This window comes from Kitasatospora sp. NPDC043949, from assembly GCF_056435365.1.
The window spans coordinates 68537-88511 of sequence record NZ_JBWKEQ010000037.1; the positions used below are offsets into that span (position 1 = coordinate 68537).

The 19975-nt window shown below is 73.3% G+C and carries 13 protein-coding genes; 7 read left to right on the top strand and 6 right to left on the bottom strand.

Annotation, left to right across the window (positions count from 1 at the left end):
* Positions 1 to 90: 90 nt before the first annotated feature.
* The 3 genes from AC07AL_RS26930 to AC07AL_RS26940 form a co-directional block, all read right to left on the bottom strand.
* Positions 91 to 1077 (bottom strand): hydroxymethylglutaryl-CoA lyase, encoded by a 987-nt coding sequence (locus AC07AL_RS26930; protein ID WP_478318460.1) that lies wholly within the window; start codon positions 1075 to 1077, stop codon positions 91 to 93.
* Positions 1074 to 3383 carry an acetyl/propionyl/methylcrotonyl-CoA carboxylase subunit alpha gene (locus tag AC07AL_RS26935; protein ID WP_478318462.1) on the bottom strand — a complete coding sequence of 770 codons (2310 nt, stop codon included), beginning with the start codon at positions 3381 to 3383 and terminating at the stop codon, positions 1074 to 1076. Before AC07AL_RS26935 ends, AC07AL_RS26930 begins: the two co-directional genes overlap by 4 nt.
* A 188-nt stretch (positions 3384 to 3571) precedes the next feature.
* Positions 3572 to 5284, bottom strand: a complete 1713-nt coding sequence (locus AC07AL_RS26940; RefSeq protein ID WP_478318464.1) for a carboxyl transferase domain-containing protein — start codon at positions 5282 to 5284, stop codon at positions 3572 to 3574.
* 132 nt (positions 5285 to 5416) lie between these two features.
* Between AC07AL_RS26940 and AC07AL_RS26945 the strand changes: the two genes are divergently transcribed.
* Positions 5417 to 6058, top strand: a complete 642-nt coding sequence (locus AC07AL_RS26945) for an SACE_7040 family transcriptional regulator (RefSeq protein WP_363583548.1) — start codon at positions 5417 to 5419, stop codon at positions 6056 to 6058.
* Between the two features lie 366 nt (positions 6059 to 6424).
* Complete coding sequence (locus AC07AL_RS26950; protein WP_478318465.1) at positions 6425 to 10513, top strand: ABC transporter transmembrane domain-containing protein; 4089 nt, start codon at positions 6425 to 6427, stop codon at positions 10511 to 10513.
* Positions 10514 to 10569: 56 nt separating this feature from the next.
* Here the strand turns inward: AC07AL_RS26950 and AC07AL_RS26955 are convergent, their stop codons facing one another.
* Entirely contained in the window at positions 10570 to 11547 is a 978-nt protein-coding gene (locus tag AC07AL_RS26955) for an ATP-grasp domain-containing protein (protein ID WP_478318466.1), read from the bottom strand.
* 95 nt (positions 11548 to 11642) lie between these two features.
* On the opposite strand from AC07AL_RS26955, the gene AC07AL_RS26960 reads away from it, so the two are divergent.
* A complete protein-coding gene (locus tag AC07AL_RS26960) occupies positions 11643 to 12176 on the top strand; it encodes an NUDIX hydrolase (protein WP_363583542.1) in 534 nt (177 codons plus the stop codon).
* A gap of 146 nt (positions 12177 to 12322) precedes the next feature.
* On the opposite strand, the gene AC07AL_RS26965 is transcribed toward AC07AL_RS26960, so the two are convergent.
* Together AC07AL_RS26965 and AC07AL_RS26970 are read right to left on the bottom strand one after the other, a co-directional pair.
* Positions 12323 to 13501 carry a hypothetical protein gene (locus tag AC07AL_RS26965; RefSeq protein WP_478318467.1) on the bottom strand — a complete coding sequence of 393 codons (1179 nt, stop codon included), beginning with the start codon at positions 13499 to 13501 and terminating at the stop codon, positions 12323 to 12325.
* A 118-nt stretch (positions 13502 to 13619) separates the two neighbouring features.
* On the bottom strand, positions 13620 to 14735 hold the full coding sequence (locus tag AC07AL_RS26970) for an ABC transporter substrate-binding protein (protein ID WP_478318468.1): 1116 nt from the start codon (positions 14733 to 14735) through the stop codon (positions 13620 to 13622).
* A 322-nt stretch (positions 14736 to 15057) separates the two neighbouring features.
* On the opposite strand from AC07AL_RS26970, the gene AC07AL_RS26975 reads away from it, so the two are divergent.
* The 4 genes from AC07AL_RS26975 to AC07AL_RS26990 all read left to right on the top strand — a co-directional run bounded on the left by AC07AL_RS26975 (position 15058) and on the right by AC07AL_RS26990 (position 19764).
* The gene (locus AC07AL_RS26975) at positions 15058 to 16629 is read left to right on the top strand and encodes an APC family permease (protein ID WP_363583536.1); all 1572 of its coding nucleotides are present in this window, start codon (positions 15058 to 15060) and stop codon (positions 16627 to 16629) included.
* A 246-nt stretch (positions 16630 to 16875) separates the two neighbouring features.
* Positions 16876 to 17940 carry a tryptophan--tRNA ligase gene (trpS, locus tag AC07AL_RS26980; protein ID WP_478318469.1) on the top strand — a complete coding sequence of 355 codons (1065 nt, stop codon included), beginning with the start codon at positions 16876 to 16878 and terminating at the stop codon, positions 17938 to 17940.
* 161 nt (positions 17941 to 18101) lie between these two features.
* Positions 18102 to 19058, top strand: coding sequence for a S66 peptidase family protein (locus AC07AL_RS26985; RefSeq protein WP_363583532.1), 957 nt, complete (start codon positions 18102 to 18104; stop codon positions 19056 to 19058).
* Positions 19059 to 19089: 31 nt separating this feature from the next.
* Positions 19090 to 19764, top strand: a complete 675-nt coding sequence (locus AC07AL_RS26990) for a nucleoside/nucleotide kinase family protein (RefSeq protein WP_363628191.1) — start codon at positions 19090 to 19092, stop codon at positions 19762 to 19764.
* Positions 19765 to 19975: the final 211 nt, after the last annotated feature.

The window sequence follows — 19975 nt, forward strand, 5'->3', positions numbered from 1 at the left end:
CGGTGTGGTTGGGCGATGAACGTGGTGCCCGGTGCCGGCCGCGGCCGGGATTCCGCGCGGCCGGCACCGGGGAGCGGTGGTGGGGCGGGGTCAGCCCCGGGCGGCGCCGAGCAGCGCCTGGACGGTGCGGGACGGGCTCGGACGGCCGAGCCGCTCGGCCATCCACCCGCTGGTGGCGACCAGCGCGCGCAGGTCGACCCCGGTCCGGATGCCGAGCCCGTGCAGCATCCACGCCAGGTCCTCGGTGGCCAGGTTGCCGGTGGCGCTCTTCGCGTACGGGCAGCCGCCGAGGCCGCCCGCCGACGCGTCCACCGTGGTGACCCCCTCGCGCAGGGCCGCCAGGGTGTTGCTGAGTGCCTGGCCGTAGGTGTCGTGGAAGTGCACGGCGAGCCGGTCGGCCGGCACCCCGGCCCGCGCGAAGCCGGCCAGCAGGGCGCCGACCTGCCCGGGGGTGGCCACGCCGATGGTGTCGCCGAGGCTCAGCTCCGCGCAGCCCATCTCCAACAGCCGCACGCCGTACGCGACCACCTGGGAGACCGGGACCGGACCCTCCCAGGGGTCTCCGAAGCACATCGAGAGGTAGCCGCGGACCGCCAGCCCGGCCTCGGTCGCCCGCGCCACGACCGGGCGGAACATGGCCATCGCCTCGTCCGCCGAGCGGTTGAGGTTGCGGCGGGCGAAGGTCTCGGTGGCGCTGGCGAACACCGCGACGTCGGTGGCGTGGTGGGCGAGCGCCCGGTCGAGGCCGCGTTCGTTGGGCACCAGTACCGGCAGCCGAAGGCCGGGGTGGCGCTCCGGCAGGTCGGCGAGCCGGGGCATCAGCTCCTCGGCGTCGGCCAGCTGAGGGACCCATTTCGGGTGGACGAAGCTGGTGGCCTCGACGGTGCGCAGCCCGGCGGTCGCGAGCCGGGCGATGAACTCCGCCTTGACCTCCACGGGTACCAGGGAGCCCTCGTTCTGCAGCCCGTCGCGCGGTCCGACCTCGTGGATCCGGACCTCCTCGGGCAGGCCGGGGGCGCGGACGGGGTCGGGCAGGCCCAGGTCCAGCGCGTCGGGCTCGCGGGCGGGTGCGGTCATGACCGCACCCCGGCGGTCGCGGGGGCGCCCTGCTCGTCGGCGCTGTCCCCGGCCGGGGCGACCACGACCAGCAGTTCCTCCATCGCGACGGTGGCGCCGGCGGTGGCCCGCAGCTCGGCCACGACACCGTCGTGCGGGGCGGCGATCACGTGTTCCATCTTCATGGCCTCCAGCACGAGCAGGGGCTGGCCCTTGCGGACCGTCTCGCCCGTCGTGGTCTTGACGACGGTGACGGTCCCGGGCATCGGGGCGGTCAGGGCGCCGTGGTGGGCGGCGGTTCCGGCGGCGCGCTCGCCCACCGGGTCGTGGGCGTGCAGCGACCAGGCGTCGCCCTCGACGCCGAGCCAGGTCACCGGGCCGGCGGCGAGGCCGGGAGCGGCGTCGGTGGCCAGCGCGAACGTGGTCTGCAGACCGTCGACGGTCAGGTGCAGCCGGTCGGCGGTCCGGGTCGCGCGGGCACGGTGGACGGGCCCGGCGCCGAGCCGGAGCTCGACCTCGCGGGTGAGCTCGGCGGGATTGTCAGTGGCATCGGCTACGTTGCCCGCAGTGATCGAACGGATGCGCACCGAGACCGGATCCTGGCCGGGGGTACGGAGTCGGTGGGTGGTCCAGGCGGGGGTGCCGCTCAGGCGCCAGCCGGAGGGAAGGGAGAAGGGGTCGGTCCAGCCGCCGGGGTCGGCGGCCGGGGTGAGGTCCAGGTGCCGCGCCAGCGCGGCCGCGTAGTAGAGGAGGTGGGCAGGTGGTGGCGTCTCGGTCGTCAGCGGGTCGGCAGTTGTGGCATCGGCCTCGTGCGTGCCATCGGCCTCGTTGGCCTTGTCGGCCTCGCCGGTCTCGTTCGCGTCGCTCGGCGCGTTCGCCGGGGAGTACGGCGAGGCGAGCAGGGCGGGCTGCTGTTGGGCCGTCTGTTCCACCAGGCCGGTGTCCAGTCGGCCGGCTACGACCTCGGGGTGTGCGAGCAGCCGTCGCAGGAAGCCGGTGTTGGTGGTGACGCCGAGGATGCGGGTGTCGGCCAGTGCGGCGCGGAGCCGGCGCAGCGCGGTCGGGCGGTCGGGCCCGTACGCGATGACCTTGGCAAGCATCGGGTCGTAGGCGCTGGTGACGACGGATCCGGGGGCGACTCCGGAGTCGACGCGCACGCCCTCGCCCTGGGGCTCCTCCAGAACGAGGATGCGGCCGCCGGTGGGCAGGAAGTCCCGTTCCGGGTCCTCGGCGCAGATCCGGGCCTCGATGGCGTGGCCCAGGAAGGAGATGTCGGACTGATCGAAGGAGAGCCGTTCGCCCGAGGCGATCCGCAGCTGCCACTCGACCAGGTCGAGTCGGGCTGAATCATCGCCGACGGCGACGGCGAGTTCGGTGACGGGGTGTTCGACCTGGAGGCGGGTGTTCATCTCCATGAAGAAGAAGTCCCGTACCCCCTCGGTGGAGGCGGTGGCGGGGGAGTCCGGGTCGATGCCGGGAACGATGAATTCCACGGTGCCGGCCCCGGTGTAGCCGCAGGACTCCGCGGCGCGGACGGCCGCGGCGCCCATCGCGGCGCGGGTCTCGGCATTGAGCAGAACGGAGGGGGCTTCTTCGATCAGTTTCTGATGGCGGCGCTGGAGGCTGCATTCGCGCTCGCCGAGGTGGACGGTGGTGCCGTGGGCGTCGGCGAGCACCTGCACCTCGATGTGGCGCGGCCGGTCGACCCAGCGTTCCAGCAGCAGGGTGTCGTCGCCGAAGGCGGTCCGGGCGACGCGGCGGGCGGCGGCGATCTCGGTGGGCAGGTCGGCGCGGTCCCGCACGAGGCGCATACCCTTGCCGCCGCCTCCGGCGGACGGCTTGAGCAGGACGGGGTAGCCGATCTCCTCGGCGGCGGCGAGGAGTTCCCCGTCGGTGGGCGCGGTGGCCTGGCTGCCGGGGACCACCGGAACGCCGGCGGTTCGGACGGCTTCCTTGGCGTTGATCTTGTCACCCATCAGCTCGACCGCACCGGGAGGAGGTCCGATGAAGACGAGGCCGGCGTCGGCGCAGGCGCGGGCGAAGCCGGCGTTCTCGGCGAGGAAGCCGTAACCGGGGTGCACGGCCTGGGCCCCGGTGCGGCGGGCGGCGGCGAGGATCTGGTCGGTGCGCAGGTAGGTCTCGGCCGCCGAGCTGTCGCTGCGGTCGGCGGGGCCGAGCCGGACGGCGATGTCGGCCTCGCGGACGTGCGGCGCGTCGGCGTCGGCGTCGCTGAACACGGCGACCGAGCGCACGCCGAGCCGCCGCAGGGTGCGGATCACCCGGAGGGCGATCTCGCCGCGGTTGGCGACCAGAACTGTGTCGAACATGGGAGGCGTTCCTCCGGGTCGAGGGGAGCCGTACGAAGGAGGTGGCGGCGGAGTGGCGGCGGGGAGGGGAGGGCGCCGGCCCGGGCGGTGCGCCGGCGCCGCGGGAGTCACGCCCGCAGGAGCGGGGTCACACCGACAGGAGAGGAGAGGTCGCGTGGGAGGGGCGGGTCACACCCGCCGGGGCGGGGTCACATCCGGAAGACCCCGTACGGGCCGGGCGGCGGAAGCGGGGCGTTGGCGCAGGCGGTGAGGGCGAGGCCGACGACGGTGCGGGTGTCCATCGGGTCGATCACGCCGTCATCCCAGAGGCGGGCGGTGGCGTAGTAGGCGTTGCCCTGGCGCTCGTACTGCTCGCGGACGGGGCGCTTGAACTCCTCCTCCGCCTCGGCCGGCCACTGCTCGCCGTGGGCCTCCAGTTGGTCGCGGCGGACGGTGGCGAGGACGGACGCCGCCTGCTCGCCGCCCATCACGGAGATCTTCGAGCCCGGCCACATCCACAGGAAGCGAGGTGAATAGGCCCGGCCGCACATCGAGTAGTTGCCGGCTCCGTACGAGCCGCCGATCACCACGGTCAGCTTCGGGACGCGGGTGCTGGCGACGGCGTTGACCATCTTGGCGCCGTGCTTGGCGATGCCGCCCGCCTCGTACTGCCGGCCGACCATGAACCCGCTGATGTTCTGTAGGAAGAGGAGGGGGATGCCGCGCTGGTCGCACAACTCGATGAAGTGGGCGCCCTTGAGGGCCGACTCGGAGAACAGCACGCCGTTGTTGGCGACGATGCCGACGGGGTGGCCGTGGATCCGGGCGAATCCGGTGACCAGGGTCGCGCCGTACTCGGCCTTGAACTCGGCGAACCGGCTGCCGTCGACCAGCCGGGCGATCACCTCGCGCACGTCGTAGGGCGTGCGCGGGTCGACCGGGACGGCCCCGTACAGGCCGACCGGGTCCACGGCCGGCGGCTCGACCGGGGTGAGCGGCCACGGCCTGGCCGAGCGCGGGCCGAGCCCGGCCACGATCGTGCGGACGATGGAGAGGGCGTGGGCGTCGTCCTCGGCCAGGTGGTCCGTCACCCCCGAGGTGCGGGAGTGCAGGTCACCACCGCCCAGTTCCTCGGCGGTGACCACCTCTCCGGTGGCGGCCTTCACCAGCGGCGGCCCGCCCAGGAAGATCGTGCCCTGGTTGCGGACGATCACGGCCTGGTCGCTCATCGCCGGGACGTACGCCCCGCCGGCGGTGCAGGAGCCGAGCACGGCGGCGATCTGCGGGATGCCCGCGGCGGAGAGCCTGGCCTGGTTGTAGAAGATCCGGCCGAAGTGGTCGCGGTCCGGGAAGACCTCGTCCTGCATGGGGAGGAAGGCGCCGCCGGAGTCCACCAGGTAGACACAGGGCAGCCGGTTCTCCAGCGCGACCTCCTGGGCGCGCAGGTGCTTCTTCACGGTCATCGGGTAGTAGGTGCCGCCCTTGACGGTGGCGTCGTTGGCGACCACCACCACCTCGCGTCCGGCGACCCGGCCGATGCCCGCGATCACCCCGGCCGCGGGCGCCGCCCCGTCGTACATCCCGTCGGCGGCCAGCGGGGCCAGTTCCAGGAAGGGCGAGGCCGGGTCGAGCAGGGTGTCCACCCGGTCGCGGGGGAGCAGCTTGCCGCGCGCCGTGTGCCGGGCGCGGGCCCTGGCGCCGCCGCCGAGGGCCGCCGCGTCGAGCTTCTCGCGCAGCTCGGCGACGAGGGCCCGGTGTGCCTCGGTGTTGGCCCGGTAGGTGGTGGAGCCCGGGTCGACCGCGGTGCCGAGCCGGGGCGCGGGAGCAGCGGCTCCCGGCGGTACGGCACCCGGCGCCGCCGTGGTGCCGGCCGCTGCGCTGCCATGGACGCCGGTGGGTACACCGGCGGTTGAGATGACCATTCCCAAGAGCTCCCTTGCCCTCGGCACCAGGTGGGCGGCCGAATGCGGTGCGCCCGTGGACCCCACGTTAATTAACGTTAACTTACGCGCCCAGGTTAACGGCCGATAACCCCACTGTCTACGATGGGCAGCATGCCGAACGTCCCCGCAGCCTCCGCGCTCCCACGCCGCGACCAGATCCGTCGGGAGGCCGCGCGACTCTTCGCGGCCCGGGGTTTCCTCGGGGTGGGTGTGGACGAGATCGGCAAGGCCGTCGGCATCAGCGGCCCCGGGCTCTACCGCCACTTCGCCGGAAAGGACGCGATGCTCGCCGATCTGCTGATCGGCATCAGCGAGCGCCTGCTGGAGGAGGGGCGGCGCCGGGCGGGCGGCGGTGACGGTCCGGCCGCCGCGCTGGACGCGCTGATCGGCGGCCACGTCGACTTCGCCCTCGACGACCGCGACCTGATCACCCTCCACGACCGCGAGCTGCTGAACCTCAAGGAGGAGGACCGCCGCACCGTCCGCCGGCTCCAGCGCGGCTACGTCGAGCTGTGGGTGGACGTGGTCCGGCAGGCCTATCCGCAGCTGACGGGCCCCGCCGCCGAACCGGTGGCCAGGGCCGCCGTCCACGCCGTCTTCGGCCTGATCAACTCGACCCCGCACAGCCTCGGCCCGGGCCCCGCCCAGGACGAGCGCTCCGGCCTCCAGCGCGACGGCATGGCCGTCCTGCTGCACGCCCTCGCCCACGGCGCCTTCGCGGCGGCGGCAGAGTCGGTGTCCGCGCAGGCCTGATCCCTGCGCCCCCGGAGGGCCTGCCCGGCGGTCCGGGCCCAAGCGTCGGCGGTCCGGCTCCGAGGCCGGAGGCCTACGGCCACCGGAGGTCTAGGACCAAAGGATGGCGCCCGCCCGCCCGCCCCTGGCCGCTGGGCCTTCGGCGGGTCGTCCGCGACCCTGGAGTCAGGCGACCCTGGAGGCGGGCGGGGTCGGCGGGCCGTGTGTGCGTTCGGCCGGGACGCGTTCGGCCGGGAATCACCGCAGGCCTCAGGCTGTTGGCCAGTCCGCCGGACCGGACGATCTGGGCCGCCCGGTCCGCTCCGGCCCCATCCGGGCCGGAAACGCCATGGCGGCCACCCGACGAAATGGTTAGCATCCCTAAATATGCCTGAGACTCACGGATCCACGGTGGAGCAATCCCCGAGCGGCTCACCGGACCCCGGCGCGAGCCCGCAGCTGGACGGCGACCACCCGCAGCCGGACGGCGACCACCCGCAGGCCGTCGGCTGGCTGCGCCGCCTGGTCGGCTACTGCTGGCGGTCCCGCCGCAGCGTGCTGCTCGCCTTCGGCGCCTCGCTCGTCGGCATGGCCGTCACCTCGCTGGTGCCGCTGGTCACCAAGGTGATCATCGACGACGTCATCACCGCGCACACCCGCTCGCTGGTCCCCTGGGCGGTGGTGCTGCTGCTCGCCGCCGTCGTCGTCTTCGGTTGCACCCAGGTCCGCCGCTACTACGGCGGTCAGCTCGCCCTGGACGTCCAGCACGACATGCGCAGCGACCTGTTCCGCTCGCTCGGCCGGCTCGACGGCCACCGCCAGGACCGGCTGGACACCGGCCAGGTGGTCGGGCGCGCGACCTCCGACCTCCAGCTGATCAACGGCCTGCTCTCGATGCTGCCGATGATGACCGGCTACCTGGTGATGTTCGTCATGTCGCTGGCCGTGATGGTCTGGCTCTCCCCGCCGCTCACCTTGATAGCCCTGGTGATGGCCCCCGCGCTGTGGTGGATCACCGTCCTCAGCCGCAAGCGCCTCTTCCCCGCCACCTGGGCCGCCCAGCAGGAGGCGGCCGCCGTCGCGGGCGTGGTGGACGGCGCGATCGGCGGCGTCCGGGTGGTCAAGGGCTTCGGTCAGGAGGCGCAGGAGCTGGACAAGCTGGAGCGGGCCTCCCGTCACCTGTTCGCCGCCCGGCTCCGGTCGATCCGGCTCAACGCCCGCTACAACCCGGCGATGCAGGCCATCCCGGCGCTCGCGCAGGTCGCGGTGCTGGCCTTCGGCGGCTGGCTGGCCGTCGACGGCCAGGTGTCGCTCGGGACCTTCGTCGCCTTCTCCACCTACGTCGCGCAGATGACCGGGCCGGTGCGGATGCTCACCATGGTCATCACGGTCGGCCAGCAGGCCCGGGCCGGTGTGGAGCGCGTCCTCCAGCTGATCGACGAGCGCCCGCTGGTCCAGGAGCGCCCGGACGCGCTCACCCTGGACCTCACCGGGGACGGCACCCGTGAAGGCGCCGCCACCGGCGTCCGCGAAGGCAGCGCCGCAGGCCCTCGCGCCACCGCAGGCCCCCGCGCCACCGCAGACACCCGAACCTCTGATGTCGCCCTGGAGTTCGACCAGGTCGAGTTCCGCTACGACCCCGAGCACCCCGCCCCCGTCCTGCACGGCCTCAGCCTGAAGCTGGCCCCCGGCGAGACCCTCGCCCTGGTCGGGGCTTCCGGCTCCGGCAAGTCGACGGTGGCGCAGCTGGTGCCGCGCTTCTACGACCCGGCGGCCGGCGCCGTCCGCCTCTACGGCCACGACCTGCGCGACCTCACCCTGGACTCGGTCCGGTCGGCGGTCGGCATCGTCCCCGAGGAGAGCTTCCTGTTCTCCGAGTCGGTCCGCACCAACATCGCCTACGGCCGTCCGGACGCCACGGACGAGCAGGTGGTGGCGGCCGCGCGGGCCGCCCAGGCCGACGAGTTCGTCCGCGCGCTGCCCGACGGCTACGAGACCAAGGTCGGCGAGCAGGGCCTGACCCTCTCCGGAGGCCAGCGCCAGCGGATCGCGCTGGCCCGGGCGATCCTCACCGACCCCCGGATCCTGCTGCTGGACGATGCCACCTCGGCAGTGGACCCGCAGGTCGAGGCGGAGATCCACGACGCGCTGCGCTCGGTGATGACCGGCCGCACCACGCTGCTGATCGCCCACCGCCGTTCGACCCTGCAGCTCGCCGACCGGATAGCCGTCCTGGATCACGGCCGGATGCTGGACATCGGCACGCACGAGGAACTCGACGCCCGATGTCCCCAGTACCGGGCTCTGATCACCGACCCCGAGGCCGGCCGCACACCCCGGTCGTCCGAGGCCCCGCAGACCGTCGAGCAGACCTCCGCGCGGACCGTCGAGCAGGCCTCTCCGCAGACCCCCGAGCAGCCTGCTGGGCAGCAGGCCCCCGAGCAGCAGGCCCCCGAGCAGCCGGCCGCTGAGCAGACCGAGGCGTGGTCCACCCCCGAGCCTGTCCACGAACCGACCCCCACGCCGGCCTCGCCCCCCACCCCGGAACCCGTCGCCACGCAGACCCCCGCCCCGGCCACCCCCGACCTCCCCACCCCCGCCCTGGTCAAGGCGGCCCGCACCGCCGACCCTGACCTGCTGGCCAAGGTCGCGGCCCTCCCGCCGGCCGCCGACTCCCCGGCGGTCCCGCGCGCCGAGGCCGAGGCCGGTGACCCGGACTTCACCCTCCGCCGCCTGCTGCGCCCCTTCCGCGTCCCGCTCGCCTTGGCCCTGCTGCTCGTCGCGCTCGACGCGGCCTCCGGCCTGGTGCTGCCGGTGCTGATCCGGCACGGCATCGACCAGGGAGTCAGCAAGGCCCTGATGTCCGGGGTCGCCGTGGCCGCGCTCGCCGCGCTGGTGGTGGTGCTGCTGGACTGGTTGGTGCAGAGCGCCGAGAACCGGGTCAGCGGCCGGACCGGTGAGCGGGTGCTCTACCTGCTCCGCCTCAAGATCTTCGCCCACCTCAACCGGCTCGGCCTGGACTACTACGAGCGCGAGCTGTCCGGTCGGATCATGACCCGGATGACCACCGACCTGGACTCGCTGACGTCCTTCCTGCAGACCGGCGTGGTCACCGCCGTGGTCAGCCTGCTGACCTTCGGCGGGATCTTCGCCGCGCTGCTGATCATCGACGCCGGCCTGGCCCTGGTGGTCTTCGCGGTGCTGCCGCTGCTGGTGATCGCGACGCTGGTGTTCCGTCGGAAGTCCAGGGATCAGTACGAGTTGTCCCGGGACCTCATCAGCACCGTCAACGCCGACCTCCAGGAGAACGTGGCGGGCATGCGGATCGTCCAGGCCTTCCGCCGCTTGGACACCAACACGGACCGCTTCGTCGCCCGGGGCGTCGCCTATCGCGAGGCCCGGGTGCGCGCGCAGCTGTACATCTCGCTGTACTTCCCGTTCGTCCAGTTCCTCTCCAGCGTGGCCGCCGCGCTGGTGCTGATCGTGGGCGCGGCCCGGGTCGACGCCGGGACGCTGACGGTCGGCGCGCTGGTCGCGTACCTGCTGTACATCGATCTGTTCTTCGCACCGGTCAATCAGCTGTCCCAGGTGTTCGACGGCTACCAGCAGGCTTCGGTGGGTCTCGGCCGGATCCGGGAGCTGCTGCGCACCCCGACCGCCACGGCCGAGGCGGCCGACCCCGTGCCGGTGCCCGAGGGGCTGCGCGGCGAGATCTCCTTCGAGGGCGTCGGCTTCGCCTACAACGGTGGTGCGGACGGCGCCCCGAGGGTGCTGACCGGTGTGGACCTGCACATTCCGGCCGGGCAGACGGTGGCGCTGGTGGGCGAGACCGGCGCCGGCAAGTCGACGCTGGTGAAGCTGGTCGCCCGGTTCTACGACGCGACGGAGGGCACCGTGCGGGTGGACGGGGTCGACCTCACCCGCTTCGACCTGGCGCAGTACCGCCACCGGCTGGGCGTGGTGCCGCAGGAGGCGTACCTGTTCGCGGGCACGGTGCGCGAGGCGATCGCGTACGGCCGGCCCGACGCCTCGCCGGCCGAGGTGGAGGCGGCGGCCCGGGCGGTCGGCGCGCACGACATGATCGTCCGGCTGTCCGGCGGCTACGACCACGAGGTCGCGGGTCGCGGCCGCAACCTCTCGGCCGGCCAGCGGCAGTTGATCGCGCTGGCCCGGGCCGAGCTGGTCGATCCGGACGTCCTGCTGCTCGACGAGGCGACCGCGGCGCTCGACCTGGCCACCGAGGCGGCGGTCAACCAGGCCGCGGACCGCCTCAGCGGCGGCCGCACCACGCTGGTCATCGCCCACCGGCTGACCACCGCCGAGCGCGCAGACCGGGTCGTCGTGCTGGACCACGGCCGGGTGGTCGAGGACGGCACGCACACCGAGCTGCTCGCCCGGGGCGGCACGTACGCCCGGCTCTGGCAGGCGTTCATCGCGGACGGCCACCCGGCGGTCGAGGCCGTCGCCGCCGGGTAGCCGACTGCCCGCGATCAGTCTGGCGGACCGTCGCCGGCGGCCCGTCAGGCTGATCGTCAGGCGGCGATCAGCGAGGCCAGCAGGCCGGTGGCGTCGATCCCGCGCGGCAGGTCGCTGACCTGTCCGTCGCCGACCTCGACCACGCGCCAGCCGGAGCCGTCGGCCCGGCTGGCGAGGTCGGTGGTGACGAAGCGGCAGCCGAGCATCCGGACCAGGGGGCGGACGCCGGTGAGGTCGGGTTCGACATCGTGGTGAGGCGCGTCGGGGTGCGGCCCGACCAGGACGGGTTCGCCGTCCAGCCACCACACCCGCGCCTCCACGGCCCGCCCGCTCCCACGGCCCGACCCTCCATCCGGCCCTCCGCCCGATCCTTCGCCCGATCCTTCGCCCGAGTCGTCACCCGAGCTGCCGCCCGGCCCGTCGGCCAGCGGCTCGAACTCCTCGTACCGCCGCAGTACCACCCCGCCGGTCAGGAACTCGCCCTGGAGCTCGACGAACCGCGCCACCACGCGTCCGACGCTCGCCAGATCGGCCAACTCGGGGACGTAGCAGGCCTCGTGCCACTCGTGCTTGCGCGACTTCACGTAGTCCTTGACGATCGCCGGCCCGCTCCCGCCGAGCCGGGCCGCGGCGGCCGCCAGCTCTTCCGGCCCGGGCACCGCGGCAGCGGCGGCGGGGATCCACGTGCTGGGCGGGGTCGCCCCCTCGAACACGCCGTACCAGCCCGGCAGTTCGTGTGCCGTCGCGTAGCCGGCCGGGCTGGTCAGCAGGGCGCAGCCGCGCGCGGCGAGCGCGGCGGCGAAGCCGGCGTAGCGGGCGGACGGAAGCATCCAGCCCCGGTACCAGAGCGGACCCCGGTCCTGCGGCACCCGTCGGACCGCCTGCTCGGCGTGCCCGGTGAGCAGCGCGTCGTGGTCGACCAGGTGGTGCTCGCCGCCCAACTCCCGCAGCAGCCTGGCCTCCCAGGCGAAGTGCGGGTCGGGCCGGCGCGGGTTGAGCGGGTCGGCGGGGAAGAGGATCGCGGGTACGGGCATGGCCGTCAGGGTAAGGCCCGGGCGGGGCGGCGTCGGCGGCTTTCGGCGCGTCAAACCCGCTCGACGGCCCGGCCGGGTGCTGGGAGAGTGATCCGATGCGAAATCTGCTGAGACTCCGTAGGCGTGTCCCCCGGCAGGCGGCTCGCACGGTGGTCCTGGACGAGGACGGCTCGGTCTTCCTGCTCCGTTCGGACAACGACGAGGTCGGCGTCCACTGGACCATGCCGGGCGGCGGGCTGGAGCCCGGCGAGACCCCGTGGACCGGCGCCCGGCGCGAACTCTGGGAGGAGACGGGCTGGAGCGACCTCGAACCGGGCCCGCTGCTCTGCACCTGGGAACACGACTTCACCTGGCACGGCACCCCGGTCCGTCAGCACGAGCACATCTACCTCACGGGCGGACCGCACCGCGGTCCGGTCGGTGATGTCAGCGCGGTGCATGCCGAGGACCGGATCCTCGACTGGCGCTGGTGGACCCCGGCCGACCTGGCGGACGAGAACGCCGACGCGCTCTGGCCACCCCGGCTGCCGGAGTTGCTGACCGCCGTCCGCGAGGGCTGGGCCGTCGACGGGCGCCCCCCGGTACCCGTCGACCTCGGCTTCATCCCGAACGCCCCGGCCAGCCGCTGACGGCCGCCCGCTGACCGCTCCCCGACGCGCGGCCGACCGCGATCTCCCGGCTGCCGTCCCCTGGTCGTTGCCGGCGGCCCCTGAACGCGCGCTGCTGCGACCGTTGCCGACGGGCCCTGCCCGCGCGCTGCTACGACCACACGCCCCTACGGGCGCCCGCCGCGTCGTGCCCGCCCGCCCGGGCCGGATTCCCAGCCGTGCAGGTCCAGCTCCCGGTCGTGCAGCGCGCAGGGGTTCATCAGCACGGTCAGCTGCGCGTCGGTCAGCTGCTCGAAGGCGAGCCCGGTGGCGGACAGCAGTTGCTCGGTCGGCACCGAGACGGCGATGGCGGGGCGCCAGGAGGGCAGCACGATCAGGCTGGTGCCGCGGCCGATCCGGACCGGTTCCGCCGTCACCCGGATCGGCGCCCGCTCCTCCGGGCGGCCGACGGCCTCGGGCTGGTTCGGGCTGCCGCCGATCAGGATGCCGAGCGGTGTCTCGGCCCGCGCCGCCTCGGGGCCGGCGGCCGATGGCGCTGTCACAGCCCCGGTGCCTCCGATGGGTGCACCCGAACCGGGTGCGGCTGCCGCCCGGACCTCGGCCGGGAGAGCAGCGGAGGTCGCGGCCGTCTCCCGTGCGGCCGCCCCCTGCCCGGTCGCGTCGGCCTGCGGGTGCATCCGGCGCAGTCGGCGCGAGGGCGCGGGGCGCCGGGATCCGGCGGCCCGGAGTTCCTCGCGCGCCGCGCGCAGCACGGGCACGGCCCGGTCGCCCTCGGGCGCGACGGCCGGTCGACCGAACCGGCCTGCCCCGGTCCCGGCCCGCCCGCCCACGGCCTCGGCCTCGCCGCCCGGAACGTCTTCACGGTGCTGAACGCCCGCGCCGCCCTCACGGACCCCGCTGTCCCCGTCCCCGTCCTCGTCCTCGCCGTCCTCGGCGCTCTCGCCGAGCAGCGCCCGGACCTCCGTGGCCGGTCGCCGGCACGCGGCCGCCAGGTCGGCGACCGAGCGGCCTTGGGCGCGGGCGGCCCGCAGCCGGTCGGCGAGCGCCGCCCGCAGCCGTGAGGTGGTCGGATCGTCCGCAGCCGCCTCGCCCCCCGCTGCGGGTCCGCCGTTCCCCGCGCCGTCCTCCCGTCCGCGCGGCTGCGGAACCGAGTCGTGGCGTGAGCCGCCCGCCTGGCGCGGCCCACCGGCCGTGCCGGACGGGGCGGCGCCCGGAGCGCCGGCCGGGCCGGTCTCGGCGGCCGTCGCGATGGAGCAGCGCGCAGCGTGCGGGGGCGCGGATCCGGCGCTGCCCCCGGGCGGGCCGGGCAGGGACGGGTCGGTTGCGGCGGGGTGGAGCGAGGTCATCGGCACGGGCCCTTCGGCGGACGGTCCGGATGATCCTCCCGCACCGCGCGACCAGCTCCAAGAGTCAGTTCCGGGGGTGTGCGCGAGACCACTGCCCGCCCCTACGCCCCGTGTCGACTCAAGTGCCGGGCGCGACGAAGCCCTTGAGGTCGGCGAGCACCGCGTTGGCGGCCATGACACCGAGCCCGAGGAACCAGGTCTCATCCGAAACCGGCTGGGCCTGACCGGACTTGACCGCGCCGAGGGTCTTCCAGAGCGCGCCGCCGAGCACCGCGTCCTGGTTGGTGGAGCTGGGGCTGCCGTACACGCCGTAGAAGATCCAGTCGGCGTCGGTCTTGTCGATCTGCTCCGGGCTGACCTCCACCGCGAGTTCCTTGACCTGTTCGATCTTGGGCTGCGGCAGCGGGACGTCGGTGAGGATGGTGCCGATGAAGGACAGCTCGGCGTACAGCCGGGTCCGGCCGGGCATGAAGCGCAGCGGCGTGATGGTGGGCCGCTTGTCGCCGAGCTTGGCGCCGATCGCGGTGGCGGCTGCCTGGTACGCGTCGAGCTGGGTCTTGGCCTCGGCCTCCAGGCCGAACGGGCTGGCGTTGAGCTGGAAGTTCTGCTTCCAGGGGTAGCCGGGGCGCAGCGAGAAGACGGTCGGCGCGATCTTGGAAAGCTGCGCGTACTGGTCCTGGGCGCGCAGCTGGCTGCCGAGGATCAGGTCGGGCTTGAGCGCGGCGATGGCCTCCAGGTTGAGGCTGTTGATGGTGCCGACGTTGGCCGGGTTGCCGGCCTTGTCCTTGAGGTAGGACGGCAGGGACTTGGAGCCGTCGGTGTAGACGATGCCGACCGGCTGGATGCCGAGTGCGACGACGTTGTCGAGTTCGCCGGTGTCCAGGACCACGACCCGGGTGGGCTTGGCGGGGATGACGGTCTCGCCCATGGCGTGCTTGACGGTGCGCGGGTAGACGCCGGGGGCGGCGTCGGTGCCGAAGCCCTTCATCTTCTCGATCACGGTGGCGTAGTCGTCGCCGCCCTGCTTGACCGACTTCTGGTCGGGCGATGCGCCGCCGGTGCCGGGGGTCGCGCCGCCGGAGCCGCCGTTGCCGCCCGAGCCGCCGGAGCTGCCGCAGGCGGTGAGCAGTCCGCCGAGGCCGAGGACCGCCCCGCCGGCGATCCCGGCGGAGAGGAACCTGCGGCGGGAGGGGGTGCGGGGGACGAGGACCAGGTCGTCGGGGTGGGGGGCCACGCGACGCTCCTTCGAATCGAGGTTAGGTGAGGCAAACCTATCCGAAGCGTCCGAGGGGGGACGTGGCGACCCGTCCGGGCCGGGGGTGAACCATCTCAAACCTTGACATAAGGGAGAAATTCTCTTGACCCTAATCCTTTGAAACCAAGGTACACCGCTTAACGCGCCGTTAATGCTGCACCTTGACGGCCTTCACCGAGAACGAATCGAAGCAAGTGGTTTAGATCACCAAGGGTTGGTCTACTCAACCTTCCATGCTCGCGCCTAGGGTGCGCTGGTGTTTGATCAGCAGCTCTCAGAGCACGGAAGCAGCGGCCGGGCAATGGCGCCCGGCGCTCCGCAGGGTGCCCCGGTCAGTGGCATCAGTGGTGGAGTCCCCGACCAGGGGACAGCTGGGGGAGCGGGGGACAAGGGTCTACGGGGCAACTCGGTGGGCCTGCTGGGCAGTGTGGTCCTGGGCGTTTCCACGGTCGCCCCGGTCTACTGCCTGACCGCGACACTCGGGCCGACCGTCACCGCGGTCGGCGTCCAGATGCCCGCCGTGTTCCTGGCCGGCTTCCTGCCGATGCTGCTCGTCGCGTTCGCCTACAAGGAGCTGAACAAGGACTTCCCGGACTGCGGCACGTCCTTCACCTGGACGGTCAAGGCCTTCGGCCCCCGGGTCGGCTGGATGGCCGGCTGGGGCCTGACCGTCGCGACCATCATCGTGCTGTCCAACCTGGCCGGGGTCGCGACCGAGTTCCTCTACCTGATGCTCGGCGAGATGACCGGCAGGAGCTGGGTCGCCGAACTCGACCAGAACCAGGCCGTCCACCTGCTCACCGTCGTCCTGCTGATCGCCGGCGCCACCGCGATGAGCTACCGGGGGATGACCGCCACCAAGTGGTTCCAGTACAGCCTGGTCGGCCTCCAACTCGCCGTGCTGGTGCTCTTCTCGGCCATCGCCGTCGGCAAGGCCGCCGCCGGCGACCTGCCCGACTCGATCGGCTTCTCGTTCTCCTGGCTCAACCCGCTCCAGGTCAGCTCCTTCAGCGCCTTCACCGCCGGCCTGTCGCTGTCGATCTTCATGTACTGGGGCTGGGACACCTGTCTCACCATGAACGAGGAGACCCTCGGCAGCGCCAAGACCCCCGGCCGCGCCGCGATGGTCTCCATGGTCACCCTGGTCGGCTCGTACCTGCTGGTCGCGATCTCCGCCCAGATGTTCGCGGGCGTCGGCTCCACCGGCTTCGGCCTCAGCAACCCGGAGACCTCCGACAACGTCTTCGCCGCGCTCGCCCGCCCGGTCCTCGGCTCGCCGTGGAGCGTCCTGCTCTTCCTGGCCGTCGTCGCCAGCGCCGCCGCCAGCCTCCAGACCACCTTTATCCCGGTGGCCCGCACCCTGCTCGCGATGAGCGCCTACCGTGCCGTGCCGCCGCGCTTCGGCGCCGTCCACCCGCGCTTCCGCACCCCCGGATACGCCACCGTCGCGGCCGGCATCGCCACCGCCGTCTTCTACGTCGGCATGAGCCTGATCAGCGAGAACGTCGTCCAGGACACCATCCTGGCGCTCGGCCTGATGATCTGCTTCTACTACGCGCTGACCGCGTTCGCCTGCGTTTGGTACTTCCGCCGCTCGCTGCGCACCGGCCCCCGCGACCTGTTCCTCAAGGGCATCGCCCCGCTGCTCGGCGGCGTGCTGCTGAGCGGGGTCTTCCTGCAGACCCTCACCGACGCCTGGAACCCGGATTACGGCAGCGGCGCCGTTTTCGGCATCGGCTCGGTGTTCGTCATCGGCGTCGGCATCCTGCTGCTCGGCGCCGTCCTGATGACCTGCTACGGGCTGGCCCGGCCGGAGTTCTTCCGCGGCGAGACGCTGCGCAAGGACACCCCCGCGCTGGTCGTCGAGGACTGAGAGGACCGGGAGGACCGGGAGGACCGGGAGGACCGGAGCGCCGAAAGCCGACCACGCCGCCGGGCACCGACGCTATCCTCGACCGCATGAAGCTCTACGCGGGCCAGTGCTGGTGGCCGTCCTGAGGGACGGCCACCCCACCCGCTTGACCAGGGCCGTCCGGAATGGACGGCCCTTTCGCGTTTCCCACGGAACGGGCCCCCGCCCCGGACGGCCGCCACCACCGCCGTACCGAGGAGAAACCCGATGACCACCGAGACGACCGCGACCACCCCGACGACCCCGTCCGTGGCGACCACCGCCACCTTCACCGCCGATCCGGCCGGCCACCGCGTCCTCACCGGGGACCGCCCCACCGGACCGCTGCACCTCGGCCACTACTTCGGCACCCTGTACAACCGCGTCCAGCTCCAGAACCAGGGCGTCGAGATGTTCGTCGTGATCGCCGACTACCAGGTCATCACCGACCGGGACATCGCCGACCGGCTCGCCGAGCACACCGAGAACCTCGTTCTCGACTACCTCGCGGCCGGCCTCGACCCCGACCGCGCCACGATCTTCGCGCACAGCGCCGTCCCCGCCCTCAACCAACTGCTGCTGCCCTTCCTCAGCCTGGTCAGCGTCGCCGAACTGAACCGCAACCCCACCGTCAAGGACGAGATCGCGCACTCCCGCCAGTCCGCCGTCAACGGGCTGATGTTCACCTACCCCGCCCACCAGGCCGCCGACATCCTCTTCTGCAAGGCGAACCTCGTGCCGGTCGGCCAGGACCAGCTGCCCCACCTCGAAGTCGCCCGCACCATCGCCCGCCGCTTCAACGAGCGCTACCCGCACGCCGACGGCGGCGCCGTCTTCCCCACTCCCCGCGCACTGCTCTCCGACGCCCCGCTGCTGCTCGGCACCGACGGCGGCAAGATGAGCAAGAGCCGGGGCAACTCCGTCCCCCTCGGCGCGACCGAGGACGAGACCGCCCGGATCATCCGCGGCGCCAGGACCGATGCCGACCGTCGGATCGACTACGACCCGGCCAACCGGCCCGAGGTCTCCGGCCTCATCCTGCTCGCCGCGCTCTGCCAGGACCGCGCACCCGAGGAGATCGCCGAGGAAATCGGTGACGGCGGGGCCGCCGCGCTCAAGCGCACCGTCACCGACTCCGTCAACGAGTACCTCCGCCCCCTGCGCGCCCGCCGCGCCGAACTCGCCGCCGACCGAGGCCACCTGCGCCAGGTCCTGCGCGACGGGGCCGAACGCGCCAACGCCGTCGCCGACGCCACCCTCGACGAGGTCAGGAAGGTGATGGGGGCGATCTGAAGAACCGCCCCGCACCTCCGGCGCACCTTCGGGGCACCTTCGGCCCGAAGACGTCGGCTCGCGGACATCGGCCCGTCGACACGGGGGCATATCGTCACCGGGCGGCCTCGACCACGCCGAGGCCGCCCGTACCCGGCCTCCCCCGAAAGGCGTCCCGGCCCATGGACCAGCACCCGACCACGCCCGGCCAGGGTCTGACCCGCCCGCCACACCTGCGCCCCGGCGACCACATCGCCGTCGTCGCCCCCAGCGGCCCGATCGACTCCCAGCGGCTCACCGACGGCTGCGCGGTCCTCCGCTCCTGGGGCCTGCGGGTCACCGTCGGCCCGCACGTCCTCGACGCCCACCCCACCCTCGGCTACCTCGCCGGCACCGACGCCGACCGCGCCGCCGACCTCCAGTCCGCCTGGCTCGACCCCACCGTCGACGCCGTCATCTGCGCCCGTGGCGGCTACGGCGTCCACCGCATGGTCGACCTGCTCGACTGGGACGCCATGCGCGCCGTCCCGCCCAAGCCGTTCATCGGCTTCAGCGACGTCTCCTCCCTCCAGGAGGCCTTCGCCCAGCGGCTCGGCATCGCCACCCTCTACGGGCCGATGAGCGCGGCCGGCTCCTTCATCACCGACGGACCGACCGCCGAGCACCTGCGCCGCACCCTCTTCGAGCCCACGGCCACCACCGTGCTCACCTCACTGACCGCCACCACCCTCGTCCCCGGCCGCGCCCGGGGCGTCACCGCGGGCGGCTGCCTCCACGTCCTCGCGGCCGAGCGCGGCACGCCCGCCGCCCGGCCCTCCTACGCCGGCGGCATCCTGATCCTGGAGGACGTCCACGAGCAGCCGTACCAGCTCGATCGGCTCCTCACCCAGTTCCTGCGCTCCGGTGCGTTCGACGGGGTCGCCGGCATCGCGCTCGGCTCCTGGGACGGCTGCGGACGGCTCGACCGCGTCCGGGACGTCATGCTCGACCGCCTCGGCCCGCTCGGCATACCCGTCATCTGGGAACTCGGCTTCGGCCACTGCCCCTCCACCCTGACCGTCCCGCTCGGCGTCCCCGCCGTCCTCGACGCCGACGCCGGCACCCTCACCCTGGAGGTGCCCGCCCTCGCCGAGCGGTGAGGCCCGTGCCGGAGGTGAGTAGGGTGCGGCCATGAACGAGGACCGCCTCACCGCCCTCGCCCTCGGCTTCCTCCGGGGCCCGGGCAGCAACGCCCGCACGATCCTCGGACTTGCCGGCCCGCCCGCCGCCGGCAAGTCCACCCTGGCCCGGCACCTGGTCGCCGAGATCGAACGCGCCGAGGGCCCCGGCAGCGCCGCGTACGTCCCGCTCGACGGCTTCCACCTGTCCGCCGCCCAACTGGACCGCCTCGCCCTGACCCACCGCAAGGGCGCCCCCGCCACCTTCGACGCCCACGGCTACGTCGCCCTGCTGCGCCGCATCGCCGCCGACCGCTTCCAGGACATCTACGCCCCCGACTTCGACCGCACCCTCGACGAACCGGTCGCCGCCCGCCACGTCGTCCGCCCGCACACCCGCCTCGTCATCACCGAGGGCAACTACCTCGCCTCCACCGACGCCCCGTGGCCGGAGGCCCGCCGCCTGCTGCGTGAACTCTGGTACGTGGACACCGACGACGCCCTCCGCGAGGAGCGCCTGCTCCGCCGCCACCGCGACGGCGGCCGCGACGAGGCCACCGCCCGCCACTGGGTGACCGGCAACGACCACCCCAACGGCGAGTACGTGAAAGCCGGCCGCGCACTCTGCACCCGGACCGTCGCCGGCAGCGGCTTGCCCGCGACGCCGACCAGGGGTAGTGTTCTCTAGTCGCTCGGCAGGGAGCACCGGACACGCATCGGCGCGGACGGTCCCGGGGCGGCCAATCCTTTTGAAACACCATTTCCTGGTTCGGGCTGGGTCGCGTCTTGTCGCGGCTTGGTTCTTATTCGGCGTGTTCGTTTTATTGGATTGCGGTCGATTCGCTTTTCGGAGCGGGGATCGGCTAGAGTTTGAAACGTCGGACGGGGCGTCAAGCCGC

Coding starts and splice junctions, on each gene's coding strand:
- trpS (WP_478318469.1), top strand. CDS start 16,876: ATGACCACCGAGACGACCGCGACCACCCCGACGACCCCGTCCGTGGCG.
- AC07AL_RS26945 (WP_363583548.1), top strand. CDS start 5,417: ATGCCGAACGTCCCCGCAGCCTCCGCGCTCCCACGCCGCGACCAGATC.
- AC07AL_RS26990 (WP_363628191.1), top strand. CDS start 19,090: ATGAACGAGGACCGCCTCACCGCCCTCGCCCTCGGCTTCCTCCGGGGC.
- AC07AL_RS26975 (WP_363583536.1), top strand. CDS start 15,058: ATGGCGCCCGGCGCTCCGCAGGGTGCCCCGGTCAGTGGCATCAGTGGT.
- AC07AL_RS26935 (WP_478318462.1), bottom strand. CDS start 3,383: ATGTTCGACACAGTTCTGGTCGCCAACCGCGGCGAGATCGCCCTCCGG.
- AC07AL_RS26985 (WP_363583532.1), top strand. CDS start 18,102: ATGGACCAGCACCCGACCACGCCCGGCCAGGGTCTGACCCGCCCGCCA.
- AC07AL_RS26955 (WP_478318466.1), bottom strand. CDS start 11,547: ATGCCCGTACCCGCGATCCTCTTCCCCGCCGACCCGCTCAACCCGCGC.
- AC07AL_RS26965 (WP_478318467.1), bottom strand. CDS start 13,501: ATGACCTCGCTCCACCCCGCCGCAACCGACCCGTCCCTGCCCGGCCCG.
- AC07AL_RS26950 (WP_478318465.1), top strand. CDS start 6,425: ATGCCTGAGACTCACGGATCCACGGTGGAGCAATCCCCGAGCGGCTCA.
- AC07AL_RS26930 (WP_478318460.1), bottom strand. CDS start 1,077: ATGACCGCACCCGCCCGCGAGCCCGACGCGCTGGACCTGGGCCTGCCC.
- AC07AL_RS26960 (WP_363583542.1), top strand. CDS start 11,643: ATGCGAAATCTGCTGAGACTCCGTAGGCGTGTCCCCCGGCAGGCGGCT.
- AC07AL_RS26940 (WP_478318464.1), bottom strand. CDS start 5,284: ATGGTCATCTCAACCGCCGGTGTACCCACCGGCGTCCATGGCAGCGCA.